Source organism: Verrucomicrobiota bacterium (assembly GCA_019247695.1).
In the GTDB taxonomy this organism is placed as follows: Bacteria; Verrucomicrobiota; Verrucomicrobiia; order Chthoniobacterales; family JAFAMB01; genus JAFBAP01.
The window spans coordinates 48,545-68,550 of record JAFBAP010000112.1 but is presented as its reverse complement, the minus strand read 5'-3'; the positions used below and the strand labels follow the sequence as shown (position 1 = coordinate 68,550).

At 63.3% G+C, this 20,006-nt stretch carries 16 protein-coding genes and 2 pseudogenes; 8 read left to right on the top strand and 10 right to left on the bottom strand.

Features of this window, described 5'->3' with window-relative positions; translation table 11 throughout:
* Window positions 1–125: 125 nt before the first annotated feature.
* From JO015_13150 to JO015_13135, 4 genes and pseudogenes are all read right to left on the bottom strand, one after another.
* A pseudogene (locus JO015_13150) lies at window positions 126–973 on the bottom strand (PAS domain-containing protein).
* A pseudogene (locus JO015_13145) lies at window positions 895–1,251 on the bottom strand (PAS domain-containing protein). The pseudogenes JO015_13150 and JO015_13145 overlap by 79 nt, the downstream one beginning before the upstream one ends.
* 75 nt (window positions 1,252–1,326) lie before the next feature.
* Window positions 1,327–1,971: a chemotaxis protein CheB gene (locus JO015_13140; protein MBW0000042.1), complete on the bottom strand. Its 645-nt coding sequence runs from the start codon at window positions 1,969–1,971 to the stop codon at window positions 1,327–1,329.
* A 292-nt stretch (window positions 1,972–2,263) separates the two neighbouring features.
* Window positions 2,264–3,673 (bottom strand): MFS transporter, encoded by a 1,410-nt coding sequence (locus JO015_13135; protein ID MBW0000041.1) that lies wholly within the window; start codon window positions 3,671–3,673, stop codon window positions 2,264–2,266.
* 116 nt (window positions 3,674–3,789) lie between these two features.
* On the opposite strand from JO015_13135, the gene JO015_13130 reads away from it, so the two are divergent.
* A complete protein-coding gene (locus JO015_13130) occupies window positions 3,790–4,482 on the top strand; it encodes a helix-turn-helix transcriptional regulator (protein ID MBW0000040.1) in 693 nt (230 codons plus the stop codon).
* Window positions 4,483–4,769: 287 nt separating this feature from the next.
* Here JO015_13130 and JO015_13125 read toward each other — a convergent pair whose 3' ends face one another.
* The 3 genes from JO015_13125 to JO015_13115 form a co-directional block, all read right to left on the bottom strand.
* Window positions 4,770–5,123: a hypothetical protein gene (locus JO015_13125; protein ID MBW0000039.1), complete on the bottom strand. Its 354-nt coding sequence runs from the start codon at window positions 5,121–5,123 to the stop codon at window positions 4,770–4,772.
* A 98-nt stretch (window positions 5,124–5,221) separates the two neighbouring features.
* Entirely contained in the window at window positions 5,222–5,530 is a 309-nt protein-coding gene (locus JO015_13120; GenBank protein MBW0000038.1) for a hypothetical protein, read from the bottom strand.
* Window positions 5,531–5,968: 438 nt separating this feature from the next.
* Window positions 5,969–7,465: a pentose kinase gene (locus JO015_13115; protein MBW0000037.1), complete on the bottom strand. Its 1,497-nt coding sequence runs from the start codon at window positions 7,463–7,465 to the stop codon at window positions 5,969–5,971.
* 409 nt (window positions 7,466–7,874) lie between these two features.
* On the opposite strand from JO015_13115, the gene JO015_13110 reads away from it, so the two are divergent.
* From JO015_13110 to JO015_13085, 6 genes are all read left to right on the top strand, one after another.
* A complete protein-coding gene (locus JO015_13110) occupies window positions 7,875–8,297 on the top strand; it encodes a hypothetical protein (GenBank protein MBW0000036.1) in 423 nt (140 codons plus the stop codon).
* A complete protein-coding gene (locus JO015_13105; GenBank protein ID MBW0000035.1) occupies window positions 8,294–9,265 on the top strand; it encodes a shikimate dehydrogenase in 972 nt (323 codons plus the stop codon). Before JO015_13110 ends, JO015_13105 begins: the two co-directional genes overlap by 4 nt.
* A 54-nt stretch (window positions 9,266–9,319) precedes the next feature.
* The gene (locus JO015_13100) at window positions 9,320–9,895 is read left to right on the top strand and encodes a molybdopterin-dependent oxidoreductase (GenBank protein ID MBW0000034.1); all 576 of its coding nucleotides are present in this window, start codon (window positions 9,320–9,322) and stop codon (window positions 9,893–9,895) included.
* Window positions 9,896–10,070: 175 nt separating this feature from the next.
* The gene (locus JO015_13095) at window positions 10,071–11,276 is read left to right on the top strand and encodes an MFS transporter (GenBank protein ID MBW0000033.1); all 1,206 of its coding nucleotides are present in this window, start codon (window positions 10,071–10,073) and stop codon (window positions 11,274–11,276) included.
* Between the two features lie 100 nt (window positions 11,277–11,376).
* Window positions 11,377–12,651, top strand: a complete 1,275-nt coding sequence (locus JO015_13090) for an MgtC/SapB family protein (GenBank protein MBW0000032.1) — start codon at window positions 11,377–11,379, stop codon at window positions 12,649–12,651.
* A gap of 208 nt (window positions 12,652–12,859) precedes the next feature.
* Window positions 12,860–13,690: an FRG domain-containing protein gene (locus JO015_13085; protein ID MBW0000031.1), complete on the top strand. Its 831-nt coding sequence runs from the start codon at window positions 12,860–12,862 to the stop codon at window positions 13,688–13,690.
* Window positions 13,691–13,894: 204 nt separating this feature from the next.
* Here the strand turns inward: JO015_13085 and JO015_13080 are convergent, their stop codons facing one another.
* Together JO015_13080 and JO015_13075 are read right to left on the bottom strand one after the other, a co-directional pair.
* On the bottom strand, window positions 13,895–14,812 hold the full coding sequence (locus tag JO015_13080) for a DMT family transporter (protein ID MBW0000030.1): 918 nt from the start codon (window positions 14,810–14,812) through the stop codon (window positions 13,895–13,897).
* Between the two features lie 387 nt (window positions 14,813–15,199).
* Window positions 15,200–15,382 (bottom strand): hypothetical protein, encoded by a 183-nt coding sequence (locus JO015_13075; GenBank protein MBW0000029.1) that lies wholly within the window; start codon window positions 15,380–15,382, stop codon window positions 15,200–15,202.
* Between the two features lie 179 nt (window positions 15,383–15,561).
* Here JO015_13075 and JO015_13070 point away from each other — a divergent pair, with 179 nt between their 5' ends.
* Entirely contained in the window at window positions 15,562–15,858 is a 297-nt protein-coding gene (locus tag JO015_13070; protein MBW0000028.1) for a Dabb family protein, read from the top strand.
* Window positions 15,859–16,959: 1,101 nt separating this feature from the next.
* On the opposite strand, the gene JO015_13065 is transcribed toward JO015_13070, so the two are convergent.
* Window positions 16,960–19,968 carry a beta-galactosidase gene (locus tag JO015_13065; protein MBW0000027.1) on the bottom strand — a complete coding sequence of 1,003 codons (3,009 nt, stop codon included), beginning with the start codon at window positions 19,966–19,968 and terminating at the stop codon, window positions 16,960–16,962.
* Window positions 19,969–20,006 lie beyond the last annotated feature (38 nt).

The window sequence follows — 20,006 nt, the reverse complement described above, 5'->3', positions numbered from 1 at the left end:
AGTTGGCAATCTCGCCGATGAGTCGGCGTAGGGAACATTGATGGGACTGCATTAAGCCTATCGGTTGACCTTAAACCCCTGGTTGTAGCGGCGGCCGAATACTCGCCGGTTGGTTCATGGCTGTTTTAAAGGGAGCTTTGGGTTTGCAACGCCGGGCGCGATGCGGCTTCGGGCCGGGCCCGCTCGACAGCTGCCCGCATCCGTTCGGCCACCTCCTGCGCGAGCTTCACTTCGGCGGGGTCCACGCCCGCGACGCCGGCTGGTGGGCCGCCAGGAAGGCGACAACCCGGCCGCCTTTGACCAGCGGCACGACGATGCACGCGGCTCTGGCTCACGCGCAGCGCTGCCTCAGCCTCCTTGCGCGCCGTGATGTCCGTGGCTGTGCCAAACCATTCGATGAGCTCGCCGTCGGGGCCGAGCAGCGGGATGGCCCGGGAGGACGTCCAGCCGAGCGACCCGTCCACGCGTCGCACCCGGTGCTCGAGTTCGAACGGCCTTTTGGCCTGTACCGCCTCACGGATGGCCGCCAGCACGCGCGGTTGCTCGTCGGGGGGGAATGTACCGCTCAGGCCACCCGGCGTCGGGTCCTTCGGTGTCCGCGATGAAGCCGCGGCCGTAGAGCCGGCGCATTTCCGTCCAGTCACAGTCCATTTGGTAGACGACGTCGGAGCTGGCGGTGACGAAGGCGCGCTTGGCTCGCGCGCAGGGCTTCCTCGGCACGCTTTCGCCCGGTAATATCTTCGTAAAGGACGGCGAACCGGCCGCCCTCTTGCGGGTAGGCCAGGACGTCGAGCGACGCGATGTGCGATTCGAACCGGGCGGCTTCGCGGGCATCCACAACGCGCTCGAAGGCGCGGCACCACAGCGGGTCAAGGCCCGGCAACAGCCGGGGCGGCCTGTCGAACGGAGCGCCTCGTCCCGGCTGAGCCCCGTTTGGCGCTCCCACGCTTGATTCAATTCGAGGTGGCGCCAGTCAATGGCGTGGCCGTCCGCGCCGCGGACCAGTTCGCACACAGCGAAGCCTTCCTCCATCCGCTCGAAGAGCGAGCGGTACTTCGCCTCGCTCTCGCGAAGGGCCTGCTGCGCCTGGTGGCGTTCGAGCAGGTCGGCCGCGACCCCGGCGGGTGCGGTGGCGATGGCTGCACGCTCAGCCACGGGCTCGACGGCATACCGGAAAGATTTGTACGGCATCCAGATCGTGAACGCCGTGCCCTGGTTTTCCATGCTCCGGACGGTCAACTGGCCGCCCATGCGGCTGACCAAGTCCTGCACGATCGACAGGCCGATGCCCGAACCCTCGGCCGTCCGCGCCCGCGCGCCGCGCACTCAATGGAAGCGCTTGAAGAGGTTTGGCAGCTTGTGCGCGGGGATGCCGCCCCCCGTGCCGGCGACGAGCTCACCGATGACCTGCCCCAGGTCCGGCAACGGCACGACCAAGTCCGCCGCGCCGGCCCGGATGGTCGCCCGGGGCATCTCCGGGTATTCGGCGGAGGCCTCGCTCTGCGCCAGCACCTGCCCGCCCGCTAAATGAAGCTGACGGGCGCCAGCGGCGCCGTCGTTGCCCAGGCCTGTCAGCACCACGCCGATCGCCAGGGGGCCGAAGCTGCGCGCCACGGATTCCAGGAAGCGGTCGATCGGTTTGTCAACCGCGCCGCGCTCGCACGGCGAAACCGTGCAGGTACCGTCCGGAAGTAACCGGACGAACGACCGCGGCGGGCACACCAGCAGCGTTCGGGGCGCGAGCGCCACGCCCGGCTGCGCCCACTCCACAGCAAAGGGCGCCCAGCGGGCGTACAGCTCGACGGTTGCGGTGGCCTCCGGCCCCAGATGCTGCATCAGGAGAATGGGGAGCGCAAAATCGGCAGGCAGGCCCCGCAGGAGGGTCGTGACTGCCGCATGGCCGCCAGCAGAGGCTGCCAGCGCGAGCACCTCAAAGGGACCGAAGGGAACGTGTTGGGCCGGGTGCTCCATCGCTTCAACTTAAGGAGATTATTAAATTTTTAAAATTTAAACCCTTGGCCCTTTACTTAAATCCGGCGTCAAACGCGGCTCGGATCGCCTTGGCCGTGATTCGTGGGACGCCCACAACCGAAGGGTCACGCGCACCGCTTCGGTGATAGGCGGGACTCCGGAAGCCCCTGCGCCGCGCTGGGCGGCTTGAAAAGACCGGCACACCGCCGTCGCGCAGGATAATAATTGACACCAAAACCTTCCCACGAGACCGGGGCGTCTCCTTCACCCGGCGCCCGCCACTCCCCCTGGGTCACCGGCGGTATTTTTCGGGCCACACGTCATCCGGTAGATGGCACGTTGGGCGTGCATTCCGCTCGCGAATTCCCCAAGCGGCCGTCAAGGCGGCGAGCAACAGCAGGGCGCTCGACAGAGCGAACGCGGCCCGGATACCGGCCACCCCTGCAGCAGCCATGAGAGCGCCGTAAAAGGCAACTCCAACAGCACCGCCCGATTGGCGTACTGTGTTTAGCACGCCCGATGCCGCCCCCGATCGCGCTTTCGGCACGGTTCCGAGCAACGAGGCCGTCATCGCGGGGACGGCCAGCCCGACCCCAAGCGGCAGAACCAGTAACCCCGGCAGCATCGCGGAATAGGGCGAGGTGGCGCCAAGCCCGTGAAGCAACCCGAAGCCAAGGGCGCCGAGAACCGTCCCCACGACGATCAAGCGCCGGGGGCCCCACACCCGGGATAACCAACCGTTCATGACATTCGACAGGGTCAGGGTGCCTGAGAAGGGTAGGAAGGCAAGCCCGGCCCACGTCGGCGAGAACCGGCGCACCTGTTGCAGGTAAAGGCCAAAAACGAAAATCATGCCATAAAGGGTCAGGTTGATCAGCAAACCCACCGCAGTTGCGGCGCTGAACGTGGGATTGGAGAAGAAGCCGAGGGGCAACATGGGCGCGGAGATGCGCCCCTCGATGATTACGAAGCAAACCCCAAGAAACAGCCCGAGGCTTAAGGAGCCGAGCACGGCCGGCGCGCCCCAACCTACTGACCCCGCCTCAATGATAGCGCCGGTTAGAACGCCGAGGGTAGCAACGGCCAACAACTGTCCCGCTAAATCGAATCTGGTCCGGTGAGGCGCGGATTCCTCCAGAAACCGGCAGGCCAGACCGACTCCGGCCAGACCGACGGGCAGGTTGATCAGAAAAATGCTGCGCCAGCCAAACGCGTCGGTGAGGACGCCGCCGAGCACGGGTCCGACGGATAACCCGACGCCTCCCGCAGCGGTCCAGAGGCTGATCGCGCGTGCGCGTTTCGCAGGATCGTGGTGGAAGGCATGATTGATCAGGCTTAACGAACAAGGCACCAGCGATGCCGCGCCGATGCCTTGAACGACGCGCGCGGCGACCAGTGCCATGGCATTTGGCGCCAAGCCGCAGCCCGCCGACGCCGCGGTGAACAGGAGCAGACCGGCAATGAACGTTCTGCGCGCTCCAATCTGGTCGCCCAGGACTCCCGCGGAGAGCAGCAAACAGGCAAACGCGAGCGCATAAGCGTCGACCACCCACTGCAGCGCGGCGACACCGGCATGCAGGTCGCTGCCCATCCTGGCCAATGCAACGTTAATAACCGAAACATCGAGTTGAACGAGTGCAAAGCCGAGACTTGTGGATAGAATCGTCCACCCAAAATGGGGCCGCCTGCGTGGTTGGCGCATGGCATTCCGGAGTGGGATCTTTAAAAGCAATGCAGACCCGGGGCAAACCTTTATGCTTCGGCCGGGACCGAAGGATGGAGGGTTGCGAAGTTGATGGGCCAGTCAGAGCTTAACGTGTGTCGGAGCTCTCTTCCCTCGCGCAGGTGGCCGCACTCCTCGGAGAAAGGGCGAGGAGTGAAATGGTGCTGGCGTTAATGAGCGGGCGCGCCTTGACCGCGAAAGAATTAGCTTACCTGGCTGGGGTTACTCCCCAGACGGCAAGCGAGCACCTCAACAAACTGGTGAGCGCGAAGATGCTGGCGCTGACCCGGCAAGGCCGGTTTCACTATTTTCGCCTGGCGTCACCGGCGGTCGCCTACATGGTGGAGTCGATCATGGCCGTTGCGCCGCGGGCCAAGCGCAACCTTGCAGACCGCGCCGGCCAACCACTCGTGACGGCGCGGCTCTGCTATGATCACCTCGCCGGGAGACTCGGCGTCAGCCTGACCGCCTGGCTTTCCGGCTGCCGGTACATTCTGCTGGACGACGAAGGCGGCGAGGTCACGTCTGCCGGGCGTAAATTTTTTGTCGATTTCGGGATAGACGTCCGCGACATTCAGAGGGAGCGCCGGAGTTTCTGCCGGCCGTGCCTGGATTGGACCGAGCGACGCTTCCACATCGCCGGGGCGCTCGGTGCCGCGTGGGCGCGGCGTTTTTTTCATTTACGCTGGATCCAGCGTATTGAAGACAGCCGCGCTCTGACCATAACCAGCAATGGGCGGGCTGCCATCGAGGAGCGGTTCGGTATCCGGACGAATCAATGGTCATGAAGAAGATGGGCCCAATACCGCAACCCGCGCTCCCTGCGTGCGGGCGAGGTGCGTGTGGTTCGGGACCGTGCAATCCGGTTGCCAGATCGCCGAGGACCTCCATTCGACAGGCCGTCGACTGCACCTGTGCAATGGGGGGCGCTCCCAGGACAGCGCGGCGCTACCATGGCAAGGACGTCGTCGATTGGCCGCATGAAACCGGCAATAAGACACACCTGTCCACGAACATCCCCTGAAAGCGCGCGTCCGGGCCAAGCCTAAGCCCTTTTACAGTTTCCATTCGATGTTCACCGAATAGGCGTTTCGGAGACAGAAACCGATAACAAGCTGATCGCGGCGATAAAACGCTCAGCGTCTACGACGGTGAAAGCGATTCGAATCCATTTGCCCCGCTGCGTCAGCCGAAAGATCCGGTCCCGTTTTGGCCGTCCCAGATCCAGAGGGTAAAAGGTTCTGAGATCCCCAGAGCCCCAGAGGCGGAATCTCCCCGTCCAAAGATTTGACCGAAGGATTTCGATCCGGTGAATTTCTGCCAGTGACACGAGCTTCGGCTGCAGCGTCGGAAAGTAATAACGCTTGAGGAGCAGCGAATCCGGGGTCACGACAACCAAGTCATCTTCATACAGAGGTAACGGCGGCATAGACCAGGGTAAGCTTCAAGGCTAGTCAACACGCGGATTCGGGGCCCGACATAGACGATTTTAGAGCGGCGCGAGAACCTCCTTCGAGGGCGTGGCCATCAGCTTGATCTTTTCCGGGACAGCCTCGGACAGCTTTTTGTGAAGTTTTTCGGATCGTCGATCGCATCCGGAGCAATGCGGCTGGGTATCAGGAATGTCGCCATCGGCCCCTCCGATTCGATCAGCGTACACGCCCAGGCATCATCCAGCAACAATCCCTGTTTGAGCCCGCCGGCTACTCCGGATACCCCAGCCACCTGACTAACTTGCAGCTCGTTCCGCGTTGGGCCGCCTTCGACAAACGACAGGGACTGTCCGGCACCGGGGTGACCACGGTCGAACTCGGCTCGCAACCGAGCACTGCCCATGGGGTTTAAACCTATAAAACGTTCCATGCAATTGCCGCATTTTTGTGAGCTAACCCGCAGCGCAACTCTGGGGACCGTGGCCATGCTGGCCTTTAACGCGTGCACAGAAACCGTCGTGTACCGATCCCCGCGCCCTTACCGCCCGCCACCGCCGCCATTGACCGAATACCGTCCACCGTACCCGGCCTATCCGGTGGTCTGGGTGCCGGGCCACTGGCGTTGGAACGGCTACCGCTACATTTGGGTCCGGGGGCATTACCGCCCCGCCTAACTCCCCGGAGGGAAGGAACGGGCAAGCGGCTTGCCGCGGCCCGTTCCCGAGGCCGGATCACGCTGCTCTAACACCGCCCCACACGCCCCAAAATCGCTCATCAAACCGCTCTGCAATCGCCTCGATTTCGGCCCCGCCTCGCTGCGCCGTTGGTTTACTTTTAAGCCTCACTGCTCGAGACGGTCATAGAACCGCTGGCTGGCTTCGTGCAGGTCGTCAAAGAGTTCTCCCAGGCGCTCGTAGGTCGCCCGCCAATCCGGATTCGGCTCGATCGCGGGCCCGAATTCGACGCACCGGGCAACCGCGTCCTCGAAATTATCGTAAGCCCCGGTTGCCAACCCTGCCAGGATCGCGCAACCCACCACTCCGCATTCGGCCTTCTTCGGCACGACGATCGGGCATCCGTAAATGCTGGCCTTGATCTCTAACCACAGCGGCGTTTTCGCGCCGCCTCCGCTTGCGACCAACACGTCAATGGGGTGGCCGGCCGCTTTCATCAAGCGAAGGTTTCGTCGCGCGGCAAACGCCACCCCTTCCATGACCGCCCGGTGCAGGTGCGCGGCGTCGTGGCCGCTCGTCAGGCCGAAGAATTGCGCCCGGGCATTTTGATGGGCGCCCAGGCGTTCTCCATTGAGGTAGGGCAAAAAGAGCAATTGATCGGAACCGGCAGGGGCAGACTCAGCCAGCCGGACGATCTGCTCATAAGAATATTGGTTTTCGTGAAAGGCCCGGCGCGCCCAGCGCATGGCATCCCCGCCGGCATCCAGGATGGTGAAGGTGTTCCAGTTTCGGCCGTCGACGCTCAGAACGTTGGTGATGATCGGGTCGAGCGTCGGGCGCTCCGTGCAGAGCGTCACCAGGGTCGACGTTCCGGTCGAGTCCGACCCGGTTCCGGGCCGAATGACGCCCGAGCCCAGCAGGCTAGCCGGGAAATCCCCTACTCCGGTCACCACCGGGGTTCCTTCCTGTAAACCGGTGACCGCGGCGGCCGGCGGCGTCACCCGGCCGATGAATTCCGCCGGGAGCTTCAATGGCGGCAACAACTCGTAATCGAGTTGCAGGAGATCGGTGATCTGCCGGCTCCAGCCGTGGTCCTGGCAACTGAAAAGAAAGCTGCAGGAAGCCTCCGGATAATCGACGGCTCGCTCGCCGGTCAGCTTGAAATTGATGAAGTCCTTCGGCATCAGCAGCGTGGTTGCGCGCCGGTAGGCTTCCGGGTGGTTTTCTTTGATCCAGGCCAGTTTGAAGGCTTGCCAGGCGACGGCGGGTGGATTGGCGGTGATCGGCAAAAATCTCTCGATCCCGTGGTCTCGCCGCACCTTTTCGACGAGGGCGCGGGTCCGTTTGTCGTTCCATAGCGGGACAGCATCCAGGACGGGTTCACCGGCGGCGTCAATGAGCACCGTCCCGTGCATTTGACCGCAGGCGGCCACCGCGACGATCCGGTCGGCGGCGCCCGCCACGGACTGAAGCACGGCGCGCGTCGTTTCGACTGCCCCTTCCCACCACTGGCGCGGCCGTTGCTCGGCCCAGCCTGGACGGGGCACGATCTGGGCATGTTCTTTGGCCTGAAACGCCACCGGGTTGCCGTTGAGGTCGACCAACGCCGAGCGGACGCTGCCCGTGCCGACGTCAATGGCCAAAAACAAACCGTGCGAACTCATTGGGTTCAGGTTTATGCGGTCCGGCCTTCCGGCGCCAGCACATGATGATGATCACCCGGCAACCCGCGCCAAACCATTCGGAGAGCACTACTTTTTGCTGGTTGCCCCTCGGACAGGCTATTCACCGGCGCCTCGATGCTGCGCGATTTGATGGCCGATCGCTTGGCGCCCAGAGGGGGGGGACTACCGGATAGTAGTCTTGCTACCATTCAAGCGTGCAACGCTACCGGACGAAGCGGCTTTTAACCGTGTCATGACGCCTTTGCAGTTGAAATCTGAAGTGATAACCCAGTAGTTTTTAGTTTCTTAATTACAAATAGATTTTAAAACTACATCTTTGGGCCGCAGATTGCGTTTGGTCTGCCGCGTTTCTTACCCGTCCCACCGCCCTTTTCCTCCTGACCGGCCTATGCATTTTCCCGAACCTGCCCAGGCCGTTGTCACCCCAAAAACCGGCGAGCTCTACTACCGCCAGACCGGCGCGGGCGTGATGCACATAAAAACGCCGTTGGGCGACACCTGGGCCACGGCGATGCAACCGCAAACGGCGGTCTACGCGCCCCCGCATTGGATTCGCCGGAGCGTCAACGCGGGCCCCGGGATCTTGTTCACCCTGTTTTGCCACCCGGCCGATTCCGGGCAGGATTATGGCATCATCGCCAGGGCTCAACGCATGAAAGTGCTGATCGTCGACGACGGCGCCGGGGACTGGCGTGAAGTGCCCAATCCGCGCTGCCAGGAAAGCTCGCAGGAAGAGATCGCCCGCTGGGAACGGGCCAAAGCCGCCGCTTCGGCGGCGGCCGAAGCACGAGCAGGGGAGGCAGCGCGATGAGCGAAGCTTACGTCCCGGCCAGCCGGCCCACGATGTACTTCATCGGCGTGTCGACCGCGCAGTCTTCCATCATGAAAGTCTTTCCCCGATGGGCCGAGTACCTGGGGATTGCCGACGCCCAGCTCACGGGCATCGACTTCCCGCTGCATGCTGAACCTGACGCCTACCGGGCCGCGGTCGAGTTCATCAAAAACGACCCCCTCTCGCAGGGCGCTTTGGTGACCACGCATAAGATTGACCTCTTCTCCGCCTGCCGGGACCTCTTCGATGAAATCGATCCGCACGCACTGCGGTTGGGCGAGACCAGCTCCCTGTCAAAGGCCCACGGCAAGCTGGCTGTCCACGCCAAAGACCCCATCTCTTCCGGGCTGGCCCTGGAAGGATTTCTTCCTCCAGACCACTGGCAAAAGACCGGGGCCGAGGCTTTCCTGGCCGGCGCCGGCGGCTCCTCAATCGCGACCAGTTGGTACCTCATGTGCAGCGAAAACAACGCCGCAAACCGGCCCTCGCGCATTGTGGTGTCCGACCGGCAACCGTCTCGTTTGGCGGAAGCCCGCCGCGTGCACGCCGGCTTCGGCTCGGACGTGCCGGTCGAGTACCTGGAGATCACCGGGCCCGAAGGCAACGACGCCGTGCTGAAGCACCTCAACCCCGGCTCCCTGGTCGTTAATGCCACCGGCCTGGGCAAAGATGCGCCCGGTTCGCCGGTGACGGATGCCGCCCTGTTTCCGCGGCACGGGATCGTTTGGGAATTCAATTACCGTGGCGATCTGGTGTTCCTGCGTCAGGCCAAGGCTCAGGCTGCGGCGCGCAACCTCCAGGTCGAGGACGGTTGGACGTACTTCATCCATGGCTGGACGCGGGGCATTGCAGAGGTGTTTCACCTCGACATCGCGGTGAGCGGGGAAAAGTTCGACCGCCTTTGCGAGCTCGCCGCCGCGGCGCGTCAATCCTCGGGCGCGAGATAACGCCACCTTTGAGCGGCGCTTGACGGCTGCGCCGTTTCCGTGGAGAGAACGCCGGTGAAGGGGCGCCGAAACGCATTGTGGGCCCATGGGGGCCTTCGCATCAGCCTTGCGCTTGCTCTGGGCCTGCTTGGGTTTCGGGGATTGGCCCTCGCTCAGGGAGAAGGAGGGAGCGCGACGCCTGCCCTGAGCCGCTCGGCCGCATCGGAGCCGATCTTGCGGGTCGGAGGCCAGGTGCCCGCCCCGGCGGAGTGGACCGCCTCGGCCTGGGCGCGCCTGCCCCGCACGCAGGTCCGCGTCCAGGATCGGCAGGGTCGGGAAATCACCTATGACGGCGTGTCGCTCGGGGAAGTGCTGCGCGCCGCGGGCATGAAACTCGATGCGACCACCATGCCCAACCGCGAGGCGGTGGCCAGGTACGTCGTGGTGGACGCTGCGGATGGGTACCGGGCCGTCTTTGCCCTGGCAGAGTTGGACCCGGCCCAGACCGATCGGGTAATCGTATTGGCGGATCGCCGCGATGGCCAGCCACTCACCATGGCGGAAGGCCCCCTCCGGGTCATCGTTCCCGGCGAGAAACGTCCAGCACGCTGGGTTCGGCAGGTCCGGGCCATCTGGGTCGGCCGGCCCTAACAGCGTGAAGGGCTGCATCCGAGGGGTATATCTCGGCCCCGCCGACTAACTTGGGTAGTTTCTATGCCAAGCACGGGTCGGACCGCCACGCTTTCACGGCGGCACGTTCGCCGGAGGATAAACCGCTGGCCCCGAACCTGACCACGCTTTATATGCCCCCGTTGAGGAACTCACGATGCCACCCGCGCATGCCCCGCCTTCCGCGACCCAAAGCCCGACTCCGCCGCACGGGGCCCGCACTCTCGTGGTGGCCGGCTTGGCCCACGCGCTGCACGACGGCTACGCCGATCTGCTCTACGTGCTGCTGCCGGTCTGGCAAGCCGAGTTCAGCCTGGGCTACGGCCGGCTCGCCCTGCTGCGGGGCCTCCACGCCGGGCTGATGGCGGCGCTGCAGGTGTCTGCCGGTCAGGGGGCCGAACGACTCGGCGGTCGCGCCGTCCTGGCCCTGGGCACGGCGGTGGCCGCGCTGGGTTACGCGCTGGCTGGTTGGTCCGGCGGGCTGCTCGGTCTCTGCGCCGGGTTGGCGCTCTCGGGCGCGGGCTCCAGCGCCCAGCACCCCACCGCCTCGGCTGCGGTGGCCCGGGCCTATGGGGCCGAAGCCCGTGGACCGCTGAGCACCTACAACTTCACCGGCGATCTGGGTAAGGCGGCGCTGCCGGCCCTCACCTCGCTGCTGTTGACGCTGATGCCTTGGCGCCAAGCGCTTCAGTGGCTTGCCGCGCTGGGCATGGCCGTCGCCGGGACGGTCCTGGCTTTCCTGCCACCGGTCGCCCCGGCACCGGCCAGGGAAAAAGTCAGCCCCGTTTTCCGCGATGGCCGTGGCCGCGGCGGCTTCGCCCTGTTGTTTGTCCTGGGCGTGCTGGACACCGCCGCGCGCATGGGGCTGCTCACCTTCCTGCCCTTCCTGCTGCAGGCCAAAGGCGCCGCCCTGCCGACTGTGGGCTTTGCCCTCGCGCTGGTGTTCGGGGGCGGCGCGGCGGGCAAATTCGCCTGCGGGTGGCTGGGCGCCCGATGGGGCGTGCTCGCGACGGTGCTGTTGACTGAGGGCGCCACCGCCGCCCTGATCCTGGCGGTGTTGAGCCTGCCGCTCACCCCGACGCTCGTCGCGCTGCCGCTATTGGGGGTCATGCTCAACGGCACCTCCTCGGTGCTTTACGGCACGGTACCCGAGTTGGCGCCGCCGGGCCGGGCCGAGCGCGCCTTCGCTCTATTCTACACCGGCGTCATCGGTTCGGGGGCGCTTGCGCCCGTGCTGTACGGCTTGGTGGGCGACTGGGCCGGGCCGCGCTGGGGCACCGCGATGACGGCCGGCACCGCCCTGCTCACCTGGCCGTTGGCCCTGCGGCTGGCGCCGCGCTTGCGGACAACGGGCGTCCGTTAGCGGCACGATCACCGGTAACCGATTCTTTTGTCCAGCCAAGCGATGGGCCGGGCAAAGGCATGCCCCTTGCCGAGCGCGGGTTTTTGGACATAAAGGACCTATGTCGGACCCCGACGTCACCAACCCCGCTTCGCCTTGGCCTTACCTGCCCACGCTCCTACGGCTCGTGCTGGCGGTCGGCTGCGGGGTCTTCGTGGGCTTGGAGCGCGAACACCACGGCAAGGCAGGCGTGCGGACCTTTGGCTTGGCGGCCTTGCTGGGCTGCGTGGGCGGATTAGCCGGGGATCGGTTCGCCACTTTGGCGATGGCATGTTTGCTGGTGCTGGTGGGCTTGATGAACTGGCGCCAGTTTACCCTCCGCCAGACGCTCGCCCTCACCACCTCCACTGCGCTGCTGCTCGTCGGATTTGCCGGCGTCTTCTGCGGCCAGGGCCATACCTTTACCCCGGTAGCCGTGACGGTCATCACCGCGGCGTTGCTGGCCTGGAAAGAGACCATCAGCGGCTTTGTGGTCGGTTTAAGCGACCTGGAATTGCGGTCCGCCATCCTCTTGGCCATCTTGAGTTTTCTCATCTACCCGGTGCTGCCCGCCCGGGCGGTTGACCCCTGGGGCTTGATCGAACCGCAGGGTACCTGGATCACCGTCCTTCTGATCGCCGCCCTTGGCTTTGTCAATTACGTGCTGTGGAAACTTTACGGCCCGCGCGGCTTTGACATCACGAGTTTCCTGGGCGGTTTGGTCAACAGCACCGCCGCGGTGGCCGAATTGGCCCAACGGGTTAAAGAAGGCGGCGAGGGCCTTCTCGCCGTGGCTTACCGGGGAACCTTGCTGGCCACCGCCGCCATGCTCTTGCGCAACTCGCTGTTGTTGGCCCTCCTGGCCTGGCCGGCGTGGGTGAGCAGTTTGATCCCCCTGGCGCTGATGATCCTCTTCAGCATGCTTTTCATCTGGAAGGGCCTCAAACGGGGCAGCGCTGGCCCGGAAACCCCGAAGTTGAACCTCGAGCAACCCTTTTCGTTGAAGGCCGCGCTAAAATTCGGGTTAATCTTTCTGGCGTTGCACGTCGCGGGAACCCTGGCCCAAAAGCGCCTTGGCACCTGGGGATTTTATGCCGTGAGCGTCGCGGGGGGCTTGGTCTCGAGCGCTTCGGCCGTGGCCGCGGCCGGCACGGCCGCCGCCCACCGGGAGGTGAACGCCGCGATTGCGGCGAACGGCGCCGTGCTGGCCTCTTTGACGAGTACGCTGGTCGACATCCCGCTAGTGGCCCGGGTCGCCGCGCAGCGATCGTTGACCGTACGGTTAAGCGCGGCGCTGGGGGTCATTGCGGGTGCAGGCATCGTGGGAATCGTGTTTCACGATTGGCTCAGGCGCTGACCTCAAAGCCCAAAGTTGCCCGTCGGCACGAGTTTTTCCGCCGAATCAGAAAAGCTGCAACGCTTCAGGACGAAACATCGGCCCCGATTTGCCCCGGTCTCCACCGCGGTCCCTCCCTGAGCGCACCACAAGGCTCTATGCCCCGCGCACTCGGACCCGGCAGGGCATGCGTATACTTAGAGTTTCTGCGGAGTTGTAAATGCAAGAAATGGTGATTTGTGCTCTGTCTGACCTCGTTGGTTACATCGAGGAACATTGCTCCTGCCGGGGCGAGGTTTTCTTCCGTGGCCAGCGCGTCGACGAACCGCTGCTACCCTCTATTGCCCGCCTGCATCCCAAGCATGGGGGCTTATTGGAGACTGAACAGGCGCTGCTCAGGCAGTTCATGCGCCGTAGCCTGCCCTTTCTGGAGATGCGCCCCGAAACCCAGTGGGACTGGCTGGCCGTCGCTCAGCATCATGGGCTGCCCACCCGATTGCTCGACCGGTCGGTAAACGCTTTGGCGGCGACCTGGTTCGTCGTGGAGCGGCCCGCCGAGTCGGACCATGGGGTCATCTGGTTGTTCCACGCTCGAGAGGGGTTGGTGAGTGATGGGGGCGATTACGTGGACAGTTCCGGGAAGGGCAACCCCTTCGAAATCAAGCAGCTCAGCATTCTCGTTCCACGCTTGGTCTCCAGCCGGATTGCGGCCCAAGGCGGCTACTTCACCGTTCACCCGAGCCACGACGAGCAATCGCCCTTCCGGGCGCTGGAAGAGGATGAACACTTCGAACAGCGACTCGTGAAACTCAAGATCCCCGCGGCCATCTTCCCGAGCATCCGGCACGATCTCACCCGCCTGGGCGTCAATGCGATGAGCATCTACCAAGACTTGGTGGGCCTGTGCCAGGACATCAGGTGGCGTTACGCGTACGCCGCAGACGAAGGGCCGGTCATGTGGGAGGACGGGAGCGAGCGCTCGCTTGCCGGCGTTCGGAAACGTTGTCGAGCCTTACAAAGCAAGCAAGGCCTTTCGAGCTTTTCAGCGGTTTGCAGCTAAGCGGTAGTTCTCGTGCGCTTACCCCTACCGGATCCCCGCACGCTCCACGGCCAGAAGGTGCTTTTGATGGCAAACCGCGAGGCGGCCATCCAATCGCTTCGGACCATGGAGCGCTTGCCGCGACTCTTCCGACGCTGGTAACCGCGATTTGGGCGGCCGGGCCCACCCCCCCCGCGAGCACCCCGCAGCCGGTTCCACTTTTCTTTACTCGGCGGTCTTCGTGCCCGCATCTTTTGGTCGTTGCTGAACCAGGACAATCCCGAACACAATGGCGGCCAGCCCGGCCCAGTCGCCGGGCCCGATAGCTTCGTGCAACAGGCACGCGCTCAGCGCCAAGCCAAACGCGGGCGTGAGGTAGTAGTAGGCGCTCACACGGCTTGCCTCCCCATGGGTCAGCAACCAAAACCACAGCAACGAGGCCCCAACGCTGAGGACCAGGACCAGGTAAGCGAATGCCAGCAGTAACTCCGGCGTGATCGTCACGCCCAAGGGCTCGAAACAGGCCGCCGTCACGGCCATGAAAAGCCCGGCACTGCTCATCTGCAGGGCCGTGACCACCATCAGATCGAACCGGACCGCGTACCGCTTGAATATCAGCGTCGAGCAGACGTTGGCCATGACGCCGCCAAAGGCCAGCGCCACGTCGGGCGGCAGTGCGGTCGTGCCGCCGGTGCGCGCGAGCACGATGGTCAACACCCCGCCAAAGCCGATCACCAAGCCTGCCAGCTTGGTGATCGACAGCCGTTCTTTGAGGAAATAAGGCGCGACAAGGGCCAGCAGGAGGGGGTTGGTGCTGGCAATGATGGCGCCCATGCCGGCCGAGAGGCGGTGCAAGGCCGTGTAGGTCAGTCCCAAGTAAAGGGCGTTGCCAAACAGCCCGAGGATCGCCGCGAAAACCCAACCCGAAACATGTTTCGGCCACGGCGGACGCCGCGCAACCGCGATGCAAACCAGCACCACACCCGCCGCGAGGAACCGCGCCGCCAGAAACCATAAGGGCGGGCTCTGGGTGGAAGCCACTTTGCTCGGCACGTAAGCCGAGGCCCATAAGAAAACGTAGAAAACCGCCAGCGTGGTGCCCACCCAGCCTTTTGCGGGGGGAGCGGCCGGCTTCGCTGTCATGGTGGGAAGTTGCATCGGCGCTAAGATTGCAATTTTCCGCTGTGAACCGGCAAAGTAAACGCCACGGCCCGCGGAAACTGCTGGAACCCGAAAAGTCCAGGGACTTAGTCAAGTCGCGGGTCCGGGGTTCCAGGTCGGGGCTATCCTGTTTAAAGGGCACGGCAGGACGGCAGAGAGCTTCAATGAAACCAGCGGCGCCGGCTTGTCGGTCCAGAGCGGAGCCACCGGCAAGATTTATTGACCTTCAGAAAGGCCCGCGTCGAACAACCGCACCCAATTCAACCCGGGTTCTCCGCCGCCGGCAGTAAAGGGGCTCGCCGCGGCGGATCGCCTCGGCGGCTTGCGCGACCGTTTGCGCTGCGGGCACCGGCGGCGGCTCTCGATCCATCACGTCCCGTACCCGCAACAAATCAAAACGGTCCACGCTGTACTCGCGATCAGCGCGATCAGTTGGAGCAGCCCATCGGCCGCCAACGCGCTGGCCAAGCTGACGGCCGCTGCCATCCGGCAGAGCCATAAAAGGCGGCGGTCGGTCGAAAAGTCGGCGAGCAAGGAACCCGAGGTACCCATAGCAGGAATCTATCGACAATATCGAGAAACGATACAGTTCGACTTTGCCGTCGGAACCGCTGGGAGACGATCGCGGCCGGCGTTTTCTTTTTGGTTAGATCATACACCTTTCGTTTTCGCCAAAGGCTGAAACGCTTCCGCCTATTGCATCGGGAGCGAGTTTCATTGAATATCGCGGGATGTTTTCACACGTGGTTATCTTTTGGACTGACCCCAGTGAGCCCGATGCCCCTGACCGGTTGGTTGCTGCGGCCAAACAATACCTGACGTCAATCCCGGGCATCGTGAATTTCCACGTCGGTAAGATGGTGCCAAGCCATCGCGGCGTGGTTGATCAGACGTATCAAGTGGCGCTGAACCTACAATTCTCGAGCAAACAAGCTCAAGATGAATACCAGGATCATCCTCAACACGTGGAATTCGTGAAGCAGTGTAAGCCGCTCTTCGCAAGGCTCGTGGTATACGACTTCGAGTGAGACGAAAGGAGCCATTTACACCCCTCCTCAGAATGGTTGAGCCGGTCTTAGCCCCGAAGGGCGGCAGAACCCAGCCCAGGGTTCCACCGCATGGCCATTTAGTTAAGGATACAAGGCCGGGTATTGCTTTCGTCCTGGAGGAACGGCTGATCGTAGCCAGGCACTTCAGTGCCTGTGCGGGCGTTGCCCCAGGGGTGAGGTGCCCTGCCAGCTTTACACCTATCAGATCGTATAAACCGTCCAGGCCCAACGGGCCGGGAGAACCTAGCCCAGGATTTACCCCTCGTTGTTACCCACATCTGGGAGCTCGTTTTCACAAATGGTTATCCCCAACCACTTGCATAACGCACGTTCAGACGAACATTCCCTTGTAACGGGCTGGGACGCAAGGGGTTGCAAAGATGTGGGCAAAGACAAGGGGTTACCCTGGGAACGCACCCCGCCCCGATCGAACCCTCCTAAGGCGTCACGCCTGTACGCCTCCGCTGACAAACGCCCGCCCCGCCGGGTTGGATTTGTTGAAGGGGCGGCAGAAACCATGAGCAACGCTTTCTGCCGCCCCTTAAGGGCTCGATCGTGATTTGACGGTTACCCAGGGTAAACCCTGGGCTAGGTTCTCTTGGCCCTTCGGGCCGTAAGACGGTCACGGCTGTCTCCGCGCTGCCCTCAAAGAATGTGGGCAAAGCTCAGGGATTCACCCTGGGCTAGGTTCTCCCGGGCCGTTGGGCCTAAGACCAATTCAACAAGGTGCGGAGCATCCCCCGGCGGCGCCCCCCCTCCAGCCGGCATTCTACCGAGATCGCTGCCTGAAGGGTATAGGATCAGCCGTTCTACCGGGACGGAAGGCCACGCCCGGCCCGCCGCCCCTAACTAAATGGCAGAGGGGTGGAACCCTGGGCTAGGTTCTGGCCGCCCCTTCGGGGCTAAAACCGGCTTAACCATCCTGAGAAGGGGTGTAAGAAAGCGTTCGAGAAATGGCTCGGGAAAAAGCTGCCGAAGTGATGCTCGAATCACGTCTCAGGCCGGTTGGGTAGGTGGTCCTTTCTCTCCCGTCGGGTTGCAGCAGGCGCGTCTTGCGAACCGGCTTAGCCGGCATCCGTCTCACGGGAGAATCAGCGGGGCAGGCACAACCGTAACCGGTACGCCGCCCTTGAAGTTGCCGTACTTGACCAGGTTGATTTTGCCCAAACCGCCGCTGCTGTCGGTGCCGCCGGCGCTTCCTTCTTCGCCCCAGACGGCGATCGCGATCGTGTTCACTCCGTGCGGGTTCAGGATCCCGGGTTGGATTGGAAACGTTCGTTGGGGACCAAGCTCGTTAGCATAGATGCCCATTTGCCAGCCATTTACGAAGATCAGCGCACGGTAAGGCAGCGAGGTCGGGTCAGCGATGTTGATGCCGATCGGCACGTCCGATTCCGCGGGCAAGTTGAGATTAAAGGTGGTTCGATACCAGCCGACCCCCGCCGGAAGCTGCCGGTTTACCCAACGGTCAGGCAGGTCAACCGTTGCCCAACGCTCATCGTTAAAGAGGGGCAGATACCAGCCGTGTCGCTCGCCATAAAGCCCTCCGTTGTTGAACCAACCGCGGACCGGGTCGATCACCCGTTCGCCGCCTCGATTCCCTTGAATCCGCCAGGAGAGCGTGCCGGTGGCGGTACCCTGCAGGATGGCCGTTTTGATACCCCGCGGATCGCAGACGGTGTTGGCCCCCGCCTCAAAGGGCAAGAACGACTCATTATGGCCCATGTTCATGACCAGCACCGCGACGACGTTATTCTGGTTTGGCTTAAGGGCGCCCTGGGGGAAGCCAAACGTGCGCTGGCCGCTGGGCTGGGTGCCGAGCAGGGTGCCGTTGAGCCAAACCGCATAACTCCCGTACACACCGCCTTCACCGTCCAGGGTGATCCCAGTCTCCTGTCCGGTGGCGCTAAAATGGCCCCGGTACCAGATATGGCCATGGTGGAAACCGTAATCATCTGCATAGAGAACGGGTAGGCTACCGGGCGGGTTGGGATTATTCGTCGTGAGGTGGTTGGCCATCACCCAGCGTGAGTCATCGAAATCGGCGTCCCGTTCGAACGATTCGAACTGGAACTTCCACCCTGTAAGGGCCGGCAATCGGGCAGCCACCGGGCCGGACAGGCTTGCGGTTAAGGTCCCATAAGGCGTGCGCCGGGTCTCCACCGCCACGCCGTTCCAGGCCACGCGACGCACCGATTCGGGCACAAACAGCTCGAGCGTGGTCGCCGCGTCCAGATCACCGGTCAGTTTAAGGGTATTGCCTATGATCTTTGCGCTGCGGACGAGGTAAGCGCCCGACACCAGCACTTGGCGACCGCCCAGATCACGCTCCCAAAAGGTCGCGCTGGCGGGGTAATCGGCGACGAGCAGGGACAGAGTTCCCGCCGGCCCGATCACCTGCACCCTCGCCAGCCCGCCGTGGACGTAATTCAGCCGGAGGTCCCCGTTCGACGGATCGTAGGACGAATCCACGCTGCCGGCCAACACCTTGATGGTGGGTTGGGCGTTGAACCGCAGCACGGTTTCACCTTGCCGGCCGGCCGGTGCATACAAAACGACGTAATCGGCGTCCCCCGTGTCCGCCTCGGTCATCAATTCCGAGGTGGAGTAGACCAGGTGGCCCCGCTTCAGGGCAAAGTTGGCCAGCAAGAGTTTCGCCTCGCGGCCGGCGATCTCGATGGCGGCCCCGGGTTGCTGCGGTACCGAAGCGTAGTCACCGTCGGGCGTCCGGACCGTGATATGGGTGCGCTCGTCCGTCGTTGAGGTGGCATCCGCATGGCGCAACACGTAGACAAAGGTGTTCGTCTCCGGATTCCTTCGCGTGTACTGTAAAAGGGCGGCGTTCGTCGGCGCAGGGGCCGAGCTCACCGGGTCGGTCTCACTGATCGGGGCGACGGCTCGAAGCAGGTGAGCGATGCGCTTTTGTTCCGCGTATTTGCCGGTGAGCACCCGAGGCTCGCCGATCGCCGCGCCGTAATCATACGAGGTGTAGACCCCGGTGATGAATGAATTCGCCCGGCCGTCATAAGGCAACCATCCCCAACTGGTCCCGCCGCAGGTCATGTAGAAGTTGATCATCGTGAGGCCCTGGCCGATGAGGGATTTGTAGAACACGCCCTCAAAGTTGGCGTTGGTTAATTCATAACAATTCCGGTAGCCCGGGCCGCCCCAGACGTCCGTGCTTCCTCCTTGGAGCTCCGCAGAGAAAAGCGGGCTGTTTTGCAGCAGCGGCCGATTAACCGTGAAGTCGGGAACCTGCGACCATTTTTGAGCGTCTGAGGCATCGAAGCCTTGCGGGTAGCTGTCAAAGCCGGGGAGATTCACGGCACCGAGTCCGGTAATGTAAAGCGTCGCCCCGAGGGTAGGTTCATTGAATGTAAACGGGACGACAATTCCGTCGGCGCGCGCCTTATTCTGGAGGTCCTGGATGTATTGCTGCCCGTTGGTTGAAGTGTCGTAAAGCTCGTTCTCAACCTGGTAGGCAATCACGCTGCCGGTTCCGTTGGTAAGTTGATGGCGCGCGATGATGACGTCGATGCGTTCCATCCATTCATACGCCCACCTCAGGTAGCGCGGATCTGTGCTCCTGAGGCTGGCGGGAAGTCGAATCAGCCAGCCGGGAAATCCCCCGGCGTCGACTTCGGCATTGATGTAGGGTCCCGGCCGGGCGATCACGTACAGGCCCGCCTCATTCGCAAGCTCAAGGAAGTAATCCACGTTGCGGATGCCGGTGAAGTCATACGTCCCCGGTGACGGGGAGTGGTAGCCCCAGTCAAAGTAGACGGAGATACCGTCGAAGCCGGCTGCCTTGATTTTTTCCAGCACGTCCCGCCAGAGGGATGGGCTCGGCAGACGGAACGGGTGGATTTCGCCGGAGTAAAGGAAGATGCGCTTCCCGTCTATTTTGAGCGAGTAACGATCGTAAGTGATGGTGTGCGGGCATCCGCCGGTTGATGTCTGCGAGACAGGCGCTGCGTTCACCAGGCTTAACCCCAACGCAACGGACGTGAATCCGCCCGTCAGCGCCAAGCGTCGTGCGGTCGGCTGCAGGAAAGAAACCAGCGCCGGCAACGGGGGAAACAACTTCATGGACTGTTCCGCATGCCTTTTGGAGGGAATCCCCCTGC